Raw genomic sequence first — 15903 nt, forward strand, 5'->3', positions numbered from 1 at the left:
ATTATGAATGGTTTTTCCCAGACCGTACCGGAACTCGTGACTTGGGCCAGGAAAAATGATTTCTCCATCTCGCTGCCCACTGAACGTCTTACTTTCTTACTGGCGATTGCCACCCTGAATGGTGAGCGTCTGGATGGCGAGCTAAGTGAAGGTGAACTGGTTGATGCGTTTCGTTTTGTCAGTGAAGGTTTTGAACAAACCAGTGAGACTATTACCGCACGAGCTAATAATGCCATCAATGACTTGGTGCGCCAGCGCCTGATTAACCGTTTTGTCAGTGAGGTCTCAGAAGGTAATGCGATTTATCGCCTGACGCCATTGGGTATGGGGATCTCTGATTATTATATTCGCCAGCGTGAGTTTTCCACCCTGCGTTTGTCGATGCAGCTTTCAATTGTGGCCAGCGAATTAAAGCTTGCCGCTGATGCGGCAGAAGAGCAGGGCGACGAAATTCACTGGCATCGCCAAGTTTATGCCCCCCTGAAATACTCCGTAGCGGAAATATTCGACAGTATCGATTTAACACAACGCATTATGGATGAGCAGCAGCAGCAAGTTAAAGATGAAATCGCCCAGCTGTTGAATAAAGACTGGCGGGCTGCTATTTCCAGTTGTGAACTGTTGCTGTCAGAAACTTCTGGCACCCTGCGGGAGTTACAGGACACCCTGGAAGCCGCCGGAGATAAAATGCAAACCAGCTTGCTGCGCATTCAAGATTCGACGGTAGGTCATGAGGATTTACAGTTTATTGACCGCCTGGTGTTTGATCTCCAGGCGAAGCTGGATCGCATTACTCGCTGGGGCCAGCAGTCTATCGATTTATGGATCGGCTATGACCGCCATGTGCATAAATTTATACGTACTGCCATTGATATGGATAAAAATCGTGTTTTTGCCCAGCGACTGCGAAAGTCAGTGCAAACTTATCTCGATGCCCCCTGGACACTGACTTACGCCAGTGCAGATCGTTTATTGGATATGCGTGATGAGGAAATGACGCTACGCAATGACGAAGTGATGGGAGAGCTTCCAGATAACCTGGAGTTTGAAGAGTTTAATGAAATACGTGAACAGTTAGCGGCGCTGATTGAAGCTGCACTCCAGACTTACAAAACCCAGCAGATTCCACTGGATTTAGGCTTGGTAATGAAAGAGTTCCTGGTGCAATATCCACGCGCTCGTCATTTTGATGTCGCCCGTATTGTGGTTGACCAGGCGGTACGTTTAGGGGTTGCAGAAGCTGACTTCACCGGCTTGCCAGCTTACTGGCAAACAATTAATGATTATGGAGCCAAGGTACAAGCGCATGTCATCAACAAATATTGAACACGTGATGCCAGCTAAACTGGCACAGGCGCTGGCGAATCCTCTCTTTCCTGCACTCGATAGCCAGTTGCGTGCCGGACGCCATATCAGCCAGGATGAGCTGGATAATCATGCCTTTTTAATGGACTTCCAGATATATCTGGAGAGTTTCTATGCGCGTTATAATGTGGAGCTGCTCCGTGCCCCTGAAGGGTTCTTCTATTTGCGTCCACGATCAACCACGCTGATCCCTCGTTCTACTCTGTCAGAACTTGACATGATGGTGGGTAAAATTCTCTGCTATCTCTATCTCAGTCCAGAACGACTGGCTAATGAGGGCATTTTTACTCAGCAAGAACTCTATGACGAACTGCTAACGCTGGCGGATGAAAGTAAGCTACTTAAGCTTGTGAATAATCGCTCTACCGGCTCTGACCTGGATCGTCAAAAACTTCAGGAAAAAGTAAGGGCTTCACTGGCTCGTCTGCGTCGTCTGGGCATGGTCTGGTTTATGGGACATGACAGCAGTAAATTTCGTATCACTGAATCGGTATTTCGTTTTGGGGCTGATGTACGCAGTGGTGACGATGCCCGGGAAGCACAATTGCGTATGATTAGGGATGGGGAAGCCATGGCGATAGAAAGTCGCCTGCAACTGGACGACGAAACAGAAGAGGCGGCAGCCGATTTAAGTAACGCGGAGGATGAACAGGAATGATTGAACGCGGCAAGTTTCGCTCACTCACACTGGTTAACTGGAATGGCTTTTTTGCCCGAACTTTTGATCTCGATGAACTGGTTACCACGTTATCGGGGGGAAATGGGGCCGGTAAGTCAACCACCATGGCGGCTTTTGTCACCGCGCTTATTCCTGATTTGACCCTGCTGCATTTCCGTAATACCACCGAGGCTGGTGCCACTTCAGGCTCAAGGGATAAGGGCTTGCACGGCAAGCTGAAAGCCGGGGTCTGTTATGCAGTGCTGGATGTGATGAACTCTCGTCACCAGCGAGTAATGGTCGGGGTTAGACTGCAACAAGTCGCAGGCCGTGACCGTAAAGTGGATATCAAACCCTTTGCGATTCAGGGACTGCCAACCTCATACCAGCCGACCCAACTGCTTACCGAAACCTTGAATGAGCGTCAGGCAAGGGTACTGAGCCTGAATGAATTAAAAGATAACGTTGAGGCGATTGAAGGCGTTCAGTTTAAGCAGTTTAGCTCCATCACTGAATATCATGCCCTGATGTTTGATCTGGGGATTGTTGCCCGTCGTCTGCGCACCGCGTCTGATCGCAGTAAATATTATCGCCTGATTGAAGCGTCACTGTACGGTGGTATATCCAGTGCGATTACCCGTTCCCTGCGTGATTATCTGTTGCCAGAAAATGGTGGGGTGCGTAAAGCCTTCCAGGATATGGAGGCTGCATTACGGGAAAACCGTTTAACACTGGAGGCGATTCGTGTCACCCAGTCTGACCGTGACCTGTTTAAGCATTTGATAACAGAAGCCACTCATTATGTGGCGGCAGACTACATGCGTCATGCGAATGAACGCCGGGTACATCTGGACAAAGCCCTGGAGTGGCGTCGGGAACTCTTTACCAGCCGCCAGCAACTGGCCACTGAGCAATATAAGCATGTGGATATGGCCCGGGAACTGGCCGAGCACAGTGGTGCGGAAGAGGACCTGGAAGCAGCATACCAGGCTGCCAGCGATAACCTGAATTTGGTGCAAACGGCTATTCGTCAGCAAGAGAAAATCGAGCGCTATGAAACGGATCTCGAAGAGCTGCAGCACCGTCTTGAAGAGCAAAGTGAAATTGTTGCCGAAGCGATTGAGCAACAAGAAGAAAATGAAGCTCGGGCAGAAGCAACCGACCAGGAAGTGGATGAGCTGAAAAGCCAGCTCGCAGATTATCAGCAAGCTCTGGATGTGCAGCAGACGCGGGCGATTCAGTATCAGCAAGCTCTCGAAGCACTGGAACGCGCGCGTGCTTCATGCCATCTGCCAGATTTGACCCTCGACAGTGCTGAAGAGTGGCTGGAAACTTTCCAGGCGAAAGAGAGTGAAGCCACTGATACCTTGCTGTCACTGGAACAGAAAATTCGTGTTGCTGAGGCGGCACATAGTCAGTTTGAACAAGCTTATCAATTGCTGACCGCAATTAATGGGCCGGTAAACCGTGCCGATGCCTGGGACACGGCACGTGAATTGATCCGTGACAGTCATAACCAGCGCCATTTGTCGGACCAGGTGCAGCCCTTACGTATGCGCCTTAATGAGCTCGAGCAGCGCCGTCGTGATCAGCAAGAAGCTGAACGTTTACTGACGGAATTTTGTAAGCGCCAGGGCAAAATTATTGACCCTCAAGACCTTGAAGCATTGCATGATGAGCTGGAGGCGAGCATTGCCACCCTTCAACAGCAAGTTTCTGAGGCCAGTGAGCAGCGCGCGGCATTACGCCAGGAACTGGAACAGCTCCAGGGACGCGTTAAAACCTTAAGTTTACGTGCACCGGTTTGGATTGCTGCTCAAACCAGCCTGAATCAGCTTTGTGAACAAAGTCATGAGCAGTTTGAAACCAGCCAGCAAGTGACTGAGTATATGCAGCAGTTGCTGGAACTTGAGCGTGAGTCCACGGTAGAACGTGACGAGGTGGGGAATAAAAAGCGTCTGGTTGATGAAGAGATAACACTGTTAAGTCAGCCTGGAGGGGCAGGTGATCCACGCCTTAACGCCCTGGCTGAACGTTTCGGTGGTGTACTGTTGTCAGAAATCTATGATGATATCAGTCTTGATGATGCGCCTTATTTCTCTGCTCTTTATGGCCCGTCCCGGCACGCTATTGTCGTACCCGATCTCAAACTGGTACGGGAGCATCTTGAGAGCCTGGAAGAGTGCCCGGAAGACCTCTATTTGATTGAAGGGGACCCGTCAGCCTTTGATGACAGTGTCTTCAGCGTCGAGGAACTGAGTGGCGCGGTACTGGTTAAGACCGCTGACAGGCAGTGGCGTTATTCGCGTTTACCGGAGCTGCCACTCTTTGGCCGTGCAGCCCGGGAAAACCGCATTGAAGCGTTGCATGCTGAACGGGAATCATTAGCAGAACGTTTTGCGACACTTTCCTTCGATGTGCAGAAAAACCAGCGCCTCCACCAGGCATTCAGTCGTTTCATTGGCCAGCATTTGGGTGTTGCTTTTGATGATGATCCTGAAGTGGAACTGCGCCAGCTTAACAGCCGTCGTGGGGAGCTTGAGCGGGCTATCAGCCAGCATGATAATGCCACACAGCACCAACGTCAGCAGTATGAACAGGCCAAAGAAGGGGTCAGCCAGCTCAACCGCCTGTTACCACGCCTTGGCGTATTAAGTGATGAAACACTGATTGATCGCTGTGAAGAGATCCAGGCGCATTTTGAAGAGGCCCAAGAGGCCGCACGCTTTATTCAGCAACAGGGTCATTCTTTGACGAAACTGGAAGCTATTGCCAGTGTGTTGCAAAGTGATCCGGAGCAGTTTGAACAGCTGAAAGACGATTATGCCCATGCCCAGCAGATGCAGCGGGATGCCCGTCAGCGAGCCTTCTCATTAACCGAAGTCGTACAACGCCGTGCTCACTTTAGTTATAGCGATTCGGCTGCCATGCTGGATGGAAACAGTGACCTGAATGAGAAATTGCGTCAGCGTCTGACTCAGGCGGAAAGCGACCGTGCCCGTGCCCGGGATACCCTGCGTCAGCATTCTCAGCAACTGGGGCAGTATCATCAGTTACTGGCGTCGCTGAAAAGTGCTTTTGACACCAAAAATGAGTTACTGAAAGAGCTCTATAAAGAGCTACAGGATATTGGTGTTCGTGCCGATAACGGGGCTGAAGAGCGGGCACGCATCCGCCGTGATGAGTTGCATGCCAGTCTGAACAGTAACCGCTCACGCCGCAATCAACTGGAAAAACAGACCGCGCTTTGTGAAGCGGAGATGAGTAACCTCACGCGCCGGCTGAAGCAGCTGGAACGCAGTTATCTGGAAATCCGTGAACAGGTCGTCACTGCGAAAGCAGGCTGGTGTGCGGTCATGCGGATGGTGAAAGATAATGGCGTCGAGCGTCGCTTACATCGCCGTGAGCTGGCTTACCAGTCTGCGGATGAATTGCGATCAATGTCGGATAAAGCGCTGGGAGCACTGCGCCTGGCTGTTGCCGATAATGAACATCTGCGTGACGTGTTACGCCTGTCAGAAGATCCTAAACGACCTGAAAGGAAAATTCAGTTCTTTGTCGCCGTCTACCAGCATCTGCGTGAACGTATTCGTCAGGATATTATTCGCACTGATGACCCGGTTGAAGCGATTGAGCAGATGGAGATTGAACTCAGCCGTCTGACCGAGGAGCTGACTTCCCGTGAACAGAAACTGGCTATCAGTTCTCGCAGTGTGGCCAATATTATTCGCAAAACTATACAGCGGGAGCAGAACAGGATACGTATGCTTAACCAGGGGCTGCAAAGTGTCTCCTTTGGTCAGGTGAACAGTGTACGTTTGAATGTGAATGTACGTGAAGCTCACTCCACACTGCTGACGGTGTTATCTGAACAGCATGAGCAACATCAGGATCTGTTTAACAGTAACCGTCTGACTTTCTCTGAAGCCTTGGCGAAACTCTATCAACGTCTTAATCCACAGGTTGATATGGGGCAGCGTACACCACAAACCATTGGTGAAGAGTTACTGGATTACCGCAACTATCTGGAAATGGAAGTTGAGGTTAACCGTGGGTCTGATGGCTGGTTACGTGCAGAGAGTGGTGCACTGTCTACCGGGGAAGCGATTGGTACGGGGATGTCCATCCTGGTGATGGTGGTACAAAGCTGGGAAGAGGAATCCAGCCGCTTACGTGGGAAAGATATCTCCCCTTGCCGACTGTTATTCCTTGATGAAGCGGCCCGTCTGGATGCGAAGTCCATTGCAACCTTGTTTGAGTTGTGTGAACGGCTACAAATGCAGTTAATCATTGCGGCACCGGAAAATATTAGCCCGGAAAAAGGCACCACCTATAAGCTGGTGCGTAAAGTGTTCCAGAATACGGAACATGTCCATGTGGTTGGTCTGCGGGGGTTTGCCCCCCCAGTGGCAGCTGAGGCATTGCCTGAATCTGAGTCACAGGATGCCTCCTGATCATCAACACTGACAGGTAAACTAAAAAACGGGGAAACCCGTTTTTTTTTCAAAAAAAAATGACGGTTTAGCACATTCGCAGGCCACCAAGTGACAGCATGATAAGAATATGTTCTCGTCAGGATGTGTTTTAAACGGGCAAACGGCGTTAACTGTTTATATACTGAAGATATATATTGCGCAAAATGTCGGGCAAATATCATCAAAGGGGTACTGGATGTTGTTGGCAAAAATGAAGAGTCTGCAATTGATAGTGATTGGCTGTAGTTTTATCGTCGGACTTGGGTTCGTTACCCGGGCCCATGCTGATGATCTGACTACGGCAGAAAATAATCACCCTGCGGTGACCGAGGTTGAGCACGTAGCACCGCTGTCCGTTGAACAGAGCCGGGCGAAAATCCTGGCGAGCTTGCCTGTTGATTATACGCCAGTGTATCTCAATAGCTTATCTGAGCTTTATGCCAAACGAGATATGCAGCCCATGTGGCAGGAAAACAGTGCTGTACATGCCTTTTCCCGGCAACTCGCTGAGGTCGCGATTGCGGGTATCCAGCCACAATTTGCACACTGGGTAGAACAACTCACACAACCTACCGTTCAGGGCTTAGGACGGGATATTATGTTGTCGGATGCGATGCTTGGGTATCTGGATTATATTTCCAGCATTCCTGCTGAAGGCGCTCGCTGGTTGTATGGGGGCCATGTTTATCAGCCGAAAGTCCCCCCACAAAATATAGTCAACCAGTGGCAGGCGGCTATTAACCAGGGAGATGCCCTGGCTTTTATCGCTTCGTTAGAGCCAAACGGTTCCCAATATAATTCATTGCGCCAGTCCCTTCATGCTTTGATGCAACCGACGGCAGCCTGGCCACAACTACAGGATAATGTCACGCTCCGTCCTGGTGAAAATAGCCGTGATGTCCCGGCCTTGCGTCAGATCCTGAGCCGCAGCCTCAATATGCCAGCCAGTAGCGATACCGTGCCTGAGACACAAGTCTATGGTTTAGACCTTGTGGAAAGTGTTAAGCAGTTTCAACGCCAGCAAGGGCTGGAGCCTGATGGTGTTATTGGGGCTCAAACACGTTACTGGCTCAATGCGACACCTCAGCAACGGGCAGGAATTGTGGCATTAAATATGCAGCGCCTGCGATTACTGCCGGAAAAGGTTGATACCGGGATCATGGTCAATATCCCTGACTATTCGCTGGTCTATTATCTCAATGGCCATGAAGCGTTACAGTCAAGGGTGATTGTCGGGCGTCCCGACAGAAAGACCCCCCTGATGAGCAGTGCGCTGAATAATGTGGTGGTGAATCCCCCGTGGAATGTCCCCCAGTCACTGGCACGTAAAGATATTTTGCCCAAAGTACGCCAGGACCCGGGGTATTTGGATCGTCTTGGATACCGCATTTTTCGGGGCTGGAGTAATGACGCAGAAAGTGTGGACCCCTGGATGGTTGACTGGTCGATGATCACCGAGAAAAATTTGCCCTTTCGTTTTCAGCAAAAGCCAGGGCAGAACAACGCACTGGGACGTTACAAATTTAACATGCCTAACTCCGAGTCTATCTATCTGCATGACACGCCGAATCATAACTTATTCCGCCGGGAGTCCCGGGCATTAAGTTCTGGTTGTGTCCGTGTCAATAAAGCTTCTGAGCTGGCGGATATGCTTTTGCAGGATGTGGGCTGGAATACCTCACGTATTTCAAGTGCCGTTGCGCAGGGGGATACCAGATACATTTCTATACGTCAGAATGTACCTGTGATGCTGTATTACCTGACGGCATTTAGCGAAGGAGATGGGCATATCGCATTTCGTACTGACATTTACAATTATGACAGTGCAGCCCGCGCCGGAGCGCAAAATGTGAGTAAAGCCCGTTTACTGCTTTTGTAAAGGATGTGGCTAAAACAGAAATGCCAGACCTGACTGCCTTGACGCTTGAACCATGGCGGGTTAAGGTTTGGCAAGTTAGCGCAAAAGCGCACATTAAATAAACAATCACTCTATTTTTAGGCCCGGAATAATGGATAGATTTAACGCTTATCGCCGCAGGCTGCTGGCTTTAGGAGGCGCGGCTCTCGGTGCATCACTGTTACCATTTCCCGCATTTGCTACGCTTTCTACCCCACGTCCGCGTATTCTGACACTGAGTAATCTCAATACGGGTGAGTCACTAAAAACTGAATTCTTTGATGGTAAAGGTTATATCAAAGATGAGCTGACCCGGCTGAACCATTTTTTCCGTGATTACCGGGCGAATAAAGTCACCGCCATCGATCCGGCTCTGTTTGACCAGCTGTATCGCTTGCAGGTACTGCTTGATACCAGTAAACCGGTGCAGCTCATTTCTGGATACCGCTCTGTTGATACCAATAATGGAATGCGCGCCCACCATCGTGGAGTGGCAAAAAAGAGTTACCATACCAAGGGCCAGGCGATGGATTTCCATATTGATGGTGTCGCACTTAATAACGTCCGCAAGGCGGCATTGTCAATGCGTGCCGGTGGTGTAGGGTATTACCCTCGTAGTAACTTTGTGCATATTGATACCGGGCCAGTCAGGACTTGGTAAAACAGTAGGCCGGTATGTTTCACCGGTAATGGAGTCGCATGAAATACCATATTATTCCTGTCACCGCCTTTGCTCAAAACTGCTCTTTAATCTGGTGCCCGGTGACTATGGAGGCCGCGCTGGTGGACCCGGGGGGCGATGCTCCGCGTATTAAACAGAATATTGAGCAGACGGGTGTGCAGGTCAAAAAAATCTTACTGACACACGGGCACCTTGATCATGTCGGGGCAGCGGCAGAGCTTTCAGACTGGCTAAGTGTGCCCATTATTGGCCCACAAAAAGAAGATGAGTTCTGGCTGCAGGGACTCCCCCAGCAGAGCCAAATGTTTGGTCTTGAGGAGTGTCTCCCCCTGACGCCGGATCAATGGCTGGAAGAGGGGGATCAGGTGACCGTGGGCGAAACAACGCTTAACGTGTTGCACTGCCCTGGCCACACCCCCGGGCATGTGGTCTTTTTTGATCCGCTATCCCGTTTACTGATTTCAGGGGACGTTATCTTCAAAGGCGGCGTTGGCCGCAGTGATTTCCCGCGGGGAGACCATGCAGCCTTGATTGATTCAATCAAACGCAAACTGCTACCGTTAGGGGACGATATCACCTTTATACCGGGTCATGGGCCGTTGTCTACGTTAGGTGACGAACGACGACATAACCCTTTTTTACAAGACGAACTACCCGTCTGGTAGCGTTATAACAATGCCATGATGGCGCTTTTATATTTTTTCTTTCAATAAAAAACCGCGGGTCAACTTAACAAGTGACCCGCGGTTTTTTTTACCAGCGAAAGCAGAATGACACGGGCTACATTACAGCACTGCCACAATAGCTTCACACAGAGGTGACATATTATCAGGCGTCAGTCCGGCCACATTGATACGACCTGAGGCAACGGCATAAATCGCGAACTCTTCCCGCAGGCGGAGTACCTGTTCTTTCGTTAAACCACTAAAAGAGAACATGCCGTTCTGATTGATAATAAAACTGAAGTCACGGGTTGCGCCTTTTTCCTGCAGCGTATTGACGAACAGTTGGCGCATGCGATGGATACGCTGACGCATCTCGGTGAGTTCCTGTTCCCACAGCGTGCGTAATGCTTCATTGCTCAGGATAGTCGCCACCACGGCTGCACCGTGGGCAGGTGGATTAGAGTAGTTAGCGCGAATGGTCGACTTCACTTGGCTAAAGGCACGATCCACCGTTTCAGCATCAGTGGCAACCAGAGTGAAAGCACCCACACGCTCATTGTATAAACCAAAGTTTTTGGAGTACGAACTGGCGATTATCAATTCGTTATGCGTGGCGGCGAACAGGCGCAGGCCTTCAGCATCTTCTTCCAGACCACGGGCAAAACCCTGGTAGGCGAAGTCAAACAGGGGAAGCCAGCCTTTTTCCAGCGACATGGCAGACAGGATTTCCCACTGTTCAAAGGTCGGATCGATACCGGTTGGGTTATGGCAGCAACCGTGGAAAAGCACCACATCACCTGCCTGTGCGGCTTGCAGGCTGTCAATCAGCCCGGCAAAATCAAGACTGTGGTTTTCAGCGTCATAGTAGTTGTATTCGCACACTTCCAGCCCCGCAGACTGGAATACATTCTTATGGTTTGGCCAGCTTGGATTACTGACCCAGACACGTTTGACTGAAGTATTGTTCGCGATAAAATCTGCTGCGACACGTAGTGCGCCAGTACCACCAGGTGTCTGGGCAGTGTGGGCACGTTTGGTTTCGATAATCGGGCTGCCTTTTCCGAACAGCAGCTCCTGGGTACAGTGGGCGAAAGCGGGAATGCCGTCAATACTGAGGTAGGTTTTAGTGACTTCGTTTTCCAGTAAATAGAGTTCCGCTTTTTTCACACTGGTCAGAACCGGGGTCTTGCCGGTTTCATCTTTATAGACACCAATACCGAGGTTAATTTTATTGGCACGGTCATCGGCACGAAACAGATCAGCCAGACCCAGAATGGGGTCGGCGGGCGCAGCAACAATATTCTCAAACATAACGGATTCCATAGAGAGGCAGGGAGAAATTAATATCAGGTTACCCGCTGTTTTACGAAATGCCAACCGTTTGCAAAAAAAAGAGTCAGGCGGGTACAACACCGGGTTTACTGCACTTTTCAGGCATAAAAAAACAGGACTTGCGCCCTGTTTTTTAAACTTCAGACAACAGCGTGTCGAAGATTAGAACTGGTAAGTTACACCCAGGGTTGCCTGGTTGTCTGAACCAACCCAACCGCCGCCAGTTTTTTCTGCAGTGTCAGTATTCAGCAGGTTTACACGGTAGTCAGCATAAACGTTGAAGTTTTTGTTGAAGTAGTAGTAAGAACCGATCTGAATATATTTAGCCAGGTCTGCAGAGAAGGTATCGTCGCCATTTTCATCGTTGGACAGACGCTTACCTTTAGACTGGACATAGGCCAGGGATGGACGCAGACCGAAGTCGAACTGGTACTGAGCGATAGCTTCAAAGTTCTGAGTTTTCTTGGCCGCGTTGAAGAAGCCAACACCGGTGGTTTCTCCTGATGCACTTGTTGTACCTGAGTTGCTGAGTACACTGGTGTTACGTGTTTCAGAGTAAACAGTGGCCAGGTAGATGTTGTTGGCATCGTATTTAGCACCGATAGCCCATGCTTCTGCGCGCGCAGAGTCATTGTGATCGTTACGTTGTTTGTCGGTACGTTTAGAGTTGCTGTACGCACCAATTACAGAGAAACCTTCCAGGAAGTCATAGCTCAGGGAGTAACCGAAGCCGTCACCGTTTGCAGTCGCTGCATCGGTACGGTCATTTTTGCCCTGGTACTGGATACCAAAGTTCAGGCCTTCAACCAGGTCAAAGAAGTTGGTATTGCGGTAGGTCAGAACACCTGTCGCACGGTGGGTCATAAAGTTATCAGGGTTGCCACCCCAAGTTTCGCCAGAATAAGACGGGGACATATCAGTCAGGGACTCAACATCATAAATGATGCCGTAGTTACGACCGTAGCTCAGTGAGCCAGCTTCAGCAACTTTAATACCAGCAAATGCCAGACGAGTCACGTTGTCCTGGTCGCCTTCAGCTTTGCTTGCTTTAGCACGGTATTCCCAACGACCGAAACCGACTAAGTCAGAGTTGATCTGAGTTTCGCCTTTAAAACCGATCTGCGCATAAGAAGAGTCAGTGCTGCCTTTTTTGGTGCCTTTTGCTTTGTCTTTGTTCTGGTGATTGATGCCACGCTCACCAACAACTTTACCGTACAGGTCTAATTTGTTGCCATCTTTGTTATAGATTTCTGCAGCATTTACAGAGCCCGCTACCAGAATAGCAGGGATCATCACTGCCAGAATATTGCGCTTCATCATTATTTATTACCCTCATTAGTATTATGAACACCTGCCACTGCCGCCAACAATTTCTTACAAAACTGTTGATGAGAGTTTGGTGTCTTTCTGTGTCTGAAGGCATCTTTCCATCCATGACCGGGTTTCGCCAGCCTGAAAGTGCTACAAATGTCCAAACTAAGTTACAAATGGAAAATATGTGTAACTTAATGTGTATTTGATGGAACTTTGTGAACTAATTCAAACTTCGACTGATTAGTAGGTGAGGCAATTTTTTCTTATTGTATATATATGAATTGCTTATGTTTAATTTGTATAAAGCAATTATCGCGGATTAGGCGTTGATCATCCTTTATTTACAGGGAGACCAGGATTGACAATGGCTGGTGGGGAAACGTGACAAAAAGTGCGTTATTCCTCAGTAAAAAAAAAGGTCATAAAACACCTGATTTTTGTCAATTATGTAATTTTGTAAGAAACAACCTGTAACTTGAACACATATCAAAACGGTTGAAACTGACATTAAATTAATGTTCATTAACAAAATGCCCTTTATCGCAAGACAGCTGATGTCGCGGTGGTAATGTGGTTACCAAAAGATGCCAGAAAGAACATCGGGCAGAAAAACAGGGAGTCATACAGGAAAGGGGCTGTATCAGGAAGAAAAAGAGGGAAAATCAATTCCCTCTTTATATGCTACCAGAGGCAGGAAATTAGAAGTTTGCGTTACGTGGAGTTCGCGGGAAAGGGATCACGTCGCGGACGTTTTGCACGCCAGTGACATAGGCAATCAGGCGCTCGAAGCCCAGACCAAAACCGGAATGAGGAACGGTGCCATAGCGGCGCAGATCACGGTACCACCAGTAATCTTCTTTATTTAGTCCCATTTCAGCCAGACGGGCGTCTAATACATCCAGACGTTCTTCACGCTGGGAACCACCAATGATTTCACCAATACCCGGGGCCAGTACATCCATGGCCGCAACAGTCTTCCCGTCATCATTAAGACGCATATAAAATGCTTTAATATCTTTCGGATAGTTTTTCACCACCACAGGAGCTTTGAAATGCTGTTCTGCCAGGTAACGTTCATGCTCTGAGGAGAGGTCAACACCCCAGTAAACTGGATTTTCAAAGCGCTGGCCGCAGTTCAGTAGGATCTCAACAGCATCGGTATAATCCACCTGTGCAAAATCTGCCTGAACAAAGTTTTGCAGACGCTCAATGGCTTCTTTATCCACGCGTTCAGCAAAGAACTTCATGTCATCCATACGCTCTTCCAGCACGGCTTTAAAGACGTACTTCAGCATGGCTTCAGCCAGGGCGGCTGCATCATCTAAACTGGCAAAGGCCACCTCTGGCTCCAGCATCCAGAATTCAGCCAGGTGACGGCTGGTATTGGAATTTTCGGCACGGAAAGTGGGACCAAAGGTATACACCTTGGACAATGCACAAGCATAGGTTTCGCCATTCAGCTGACCTGATACGGTCAGGAAGGCCTCTTTTCCGAAAAAGTCTTTATCAAAATCGACTTTCCCTTCTGCGGTGCGGGGCAGGTTTTCCAGGTCAAGAGTCGAGACCCGAAACATTTCACCGGCACCCTCTGTATCTGAAGCGGTGATCAGTGGGGTAGATACCCAGAAATAACCTTGCTCATGAAAGAAACGATGCAAGGCCTGGGCCAGCGTATGGCGAACACGAGCTACAGCCCCAATCATGTTGGTTCGTGGGCGCAGGTGGGCCACTTCACGCAAATACTCAATACTGTGGCGTTTAGCGGCCATCGGGTAAGTGTCCGGGTCATCAACCCAGCCGATGACTTCTACCTGAGTTGCTTGTATTTCAAAGCTCTGTCCTTGACCAGGGGAAGCAACAACCGTGCCCGTTACTACGACGGAACAGCCGGTCGTCAGGCGCAAGATCTCATCATTATAATTGGGCAGAGAATTATTAATAACAGCCTGTACAGGATCAAAGCAGGAGCCATCATAAATGGCAAGGAAGGAGATACCAGCTTTTGAATCTCTCCGAGTACGTACCCATCCGCGCACGGTGACTTCGCTGTCAACGGTGGCACGGCCCTGGAGTACGTCGGCTACAGGCACAACGCTCATAGTTTTCTCTCTATTTAATAGTCAATAAAAAATTAGCCCTAAAGGGGCTATCTATATTACTTGCCGCGAGTCAACAGACAAGAAGAATTCGCTTTTGAATGCGAAGAAATCATAGTTTACCTGACGATGGGGATGTGCGTCCCCAGGGTCAAGTCGATTTAGCTGGCTTTCTTCACTTTAGGCAGGTCAAAGGCTGCGCGCAGAGCACGCACAAACGCTTTATCATGACAAATGGTTTTACCCGGGCTGTCGGATAATTTAGCAACCGGTTTACCGTTACACTCAACCAGTTTGATCACAATATTCAGCGGTTTCACATGCGGAATATCACAGGTCAGGCGGGTGCCAATACCGAAACTGAGCTGAACCCGTTCCGAAAAGTGACGGTAGAGATCAAGGGTCTTGGCTAAGTCCAGGTTGTCGGAGAAAACCAGTACCTTGCTCATAGGGTCAATACCCAGCGAACGGTAATGGGCAATGGCTTTTTCGCCCCAGTCAAAAGGAGAGCCTGAATCGTGGCGTAACCCCTGGTAGCGGGTCGCGAAATTATGGTCAAAATCCCGTAAGAACGCATCCATCGTAATACAGTCGGTTAAGGCAATACCTAATCTGTCTGGGTACTCATTCAGCCAGGCTTGTAGTGCGGCACGCTGGCTATTAGCAAGCGTCGGGCTAATTTGCTGGTGGGCCTGGAACCATTCATGTGCCTGAGTCCCCATCGGGGTCAGCTGAAGCGTACGAGCCAGGGCGTAATTACTGGTGCCGACAAACCAGGGTTCATCCCGCAGCCGAGTGACAATGGCCTGTTGTACGTCGCGTGAGAAGCGACGGCGAGTACCGAAGTCCATCAAACGAAACGCACTCATATCGACATTCTGAGCTAGCCGGTTAAAGTCACTGAGCTTATTTTCCAGATGGTCGAGTGCCATTTGCACATTCACCCCTGGTGAGCGATGACGATGAGCCACTTCACTTATTACAGCCAGGAGTGGTACTTCCCACAGGATAACCTCACGCCATGGGCCTGTGAGCCTGATATCTAAATGCCCCTGATGATTGGTGACCTGAACCTGTGAAGGGTCAAAACGGAACTGGCGTAACCAGTCAAGGTAGTCTGCTTTAAAGAAAGGCAAGCTTTGCAACCATTCCAGCTCTTCAGGACTGAGTACCAGATGTTGCATGGCCTCAATTTGTTCACGAACTGCATCGGCGTAAAGGCCTAACAGATCATCACCACGGCAACGGAACTCCGCCGTGACGATAACCTCGTCATAAAGGTGGAAAACAGCTTGCTGCATATGGAGTTTATAAGCATCCGTATCCAGCAGCGATTGTAAAATTTGGGAAGCGTGTCGAGTCATGGCGCGTTTCAGCATCCTCTCACAGGAGCGTTTCCATCGAATACAGGCATACAAT

Annotated in this window: 9 protein-coding genes and 1 pseudogene; 6 read left to right on the forward strand and 4 right to left on the reverse strand. The window is 49.5% G+C overall.

Annotation, left to right across the window (positions count from 1 at the left end; genetic code table 11):
* Nucleotides 1-3 precede the first annotated feature (3 nt).
* The 6 genes and pseudogenes from mukF (at nt 4) to JK154_RS05595 (ending at nt 9742) form a co-directional block, all read left to right on the forward strand.
* The gene (gene mukF, locus JK154_RS05570; protein WP_211991521.1) at nt 4-1326 is read left to right on the forward strand and encodes a chromosome partition protein MukF; all 1323 of its coding nucleotides are present in this window, start codon (nt 4-6) and stop codon (nt 1324-1326) included.
* Nucleotides 1307-2023, forward strand: a complete 717-nt coding sequence (gene mukE / locus JK154_RS05575) for a chromosome partition protein MukE (protein ID WP_211991522.1) — start codon at nt 1307-1309, stop codon at nt 2021-2023. Before mukF ends, mukE begins: the two co-directional genes overlap by 20 nt.
* Entirely contained in the window at nt 2020-6477 is a 4458-nt protein-coding gene (mukB, locus tag JK154_RS05580) for a chromosome partition protein MukB (RefSeq protein WP_211991523.1), read from the forward strand. Before mukE ends, mukB begins: the two co-directional genes overlap by 4 nt.
* A gap of 373 nt (nt 6478-6850) precedes the next feature.
* Nucleotides 6851-8377, forward strand: a pseudogene (gene ldtD, locus JK154_RS05585) (L,D-transpeptidase); the annotation flags it as partial.
* Between the two features lie 130 nt (nt 8378-8507).
* Complete coding sequence (locus tag JK154_RS05590; protein WP_211991525.1) at nt 8508-9056, forward strand: YcbK family protein; 549 nt, start codon at nt 8508-8510, stop codon at nt 9054-9056.
* A gap of 38 nt (nt 9057-9094) precedes the next feature.
* Nucleotides 9095-9742 carry an MBL fold metallo-hydrolase gene (locus JK154_RS05595; protein ID WP_211991526.1) on the forward strand — a complete coding sequence of 216 codons (648 nt, stop codon included), beginning with the start codon at nt 9095-9097 and terminating at the stop codon, nt 9740-9742.
* Nucleotides 9743-9862: 120 nt separating this feature from the next.
* Here JK154_RS05595 and JK154_RS05600 read toward each other — a convergent pair whose 3' ends face one another.
* The 4 genes from JK154_RS05600 to pncB all read right to left on the reverse strand — a co-directional run bounded on the left by JK154_RS05600 (nt 9863) and on the right by pncB (nt 15848).
* Nucleotides 9863-11053 (reverse strand): amino acid aminotransferase, encoded by a 1191-nt coding sequence (locus tag JK154_RS05600; protein ID WP_211991527.1) that lies wholly within the window; start codon nt 11051-11053, stop codon nt 9863-9865.
* Nucleotides 11054-11236: 183 nt separating this feature from the next.
* Nucleotides 11237-12394 (reverse strand): porin, encoded by a 1158-nt coding sequence (locus tag JK154_RS05605; protein ID WP_283093658.1) that lies wholly within the window; start codon nt 12392-12394, stop codon nt 11237-11239.
* 692 nt (nt 12395-13086) lie between these two features.
* Complete coding sequence (gene asnS, locus JK154_RS05610) at nt 13087-14487, reverse strand: asparagine--tRNA ligase (protein WP_211991528.1); 1401 nt, start codon at nt 14485-14487, stop codon at nt 13087-13089.
* Nucleotides 14488-14645: 158 nt separating this feature from the next.
* Nucleotides 14646-15848 carry a nicotinate phosphoribosyltransferase gene (gene pncB, locus JK154_RS05615; protein WP_211991529.1) on the reverse strand — a complete coding sequence of 401 codons (1203 nt, stop codon included), beginning with the start codon at nt 15846-15848 and terminating at the stop codon, nt 14646-14648.
* Between the last annotated feature and the right edge of the window lie 55 nt (nt 15849-15903).

The sequence above is a fragment of the Citrobacter sp. JGM124 genome, from assembly GCF_018257795.1.
In the GTDB taxonomy this organism is placed as follows: domain Bacteria; phylum Pseudomonadota; class Gammaproteobacteria; order Enterobacterales; family Enterobacteriaceae; genus JGM124.

Bases quoted from the DNA above. Each gene is read 5' to 3' on its own strand.
- mukF (WP_211991521.1), top strand. From the start codon at position 4: ATGAATGGTTTTTCCCAGACCGTACCGGAACTCGTGACTTGGGCCAGG.
- mukE (WP_211991522.1), top strand. From the start codon at position 1,307: ATGTCATCAACAAATATTGAACACGTGATGCCAGCTAAACTGGCACAG.
- mukB (WP_211991523.1), top strand. From the start codon at position 2,020: ATGATTGAACGCGGCAAGTTTCGCTCACTCACACTGGTTAACTGGAAT.
- JK154_RS05590 (WP_211991525.1), top strand. From the start codon at position 8,508: ATGGATAGATTTAACGCTTATCGCCGCAGGCTGCTGGCTTTAGGAGGC.
- JK154_RS05595 (WP_211991526.1), top strand. From the start codon at position 9,095: ATGAAATACCATATTATTCCTGTCACCGCCTTTGCTCAAAACTGCTCT.
- JK154_RS05600 (WP_211991527.1), bottom strand. From the start codon at position 11,053: ATGTTTGAGAATATTGTTGCTGCGCCCGCCGACCCCATTCTGGGTCTG.
- JK154_RS05605 (WP_283093658.1), bottom strand. From the start codon at position 12,394: ATGATGAAGCGCAATATTCTGGCAGTGATGATCCCTGCTATTCTGGTA.
- asnS (WP_211991528.1), bottom strand. From the start codon at position 14,487: ATGAGCGTTGTGCCTGTAGCCGACGTACTCCAGGGCCGTGCCACCGTT.
- pncB (WP_211991529.1), bottom strand. From the start codon at position 15,848: ATGACTCGACACGCTTCCCAAATTTTACAATCGCTGCTGGATACGGAT.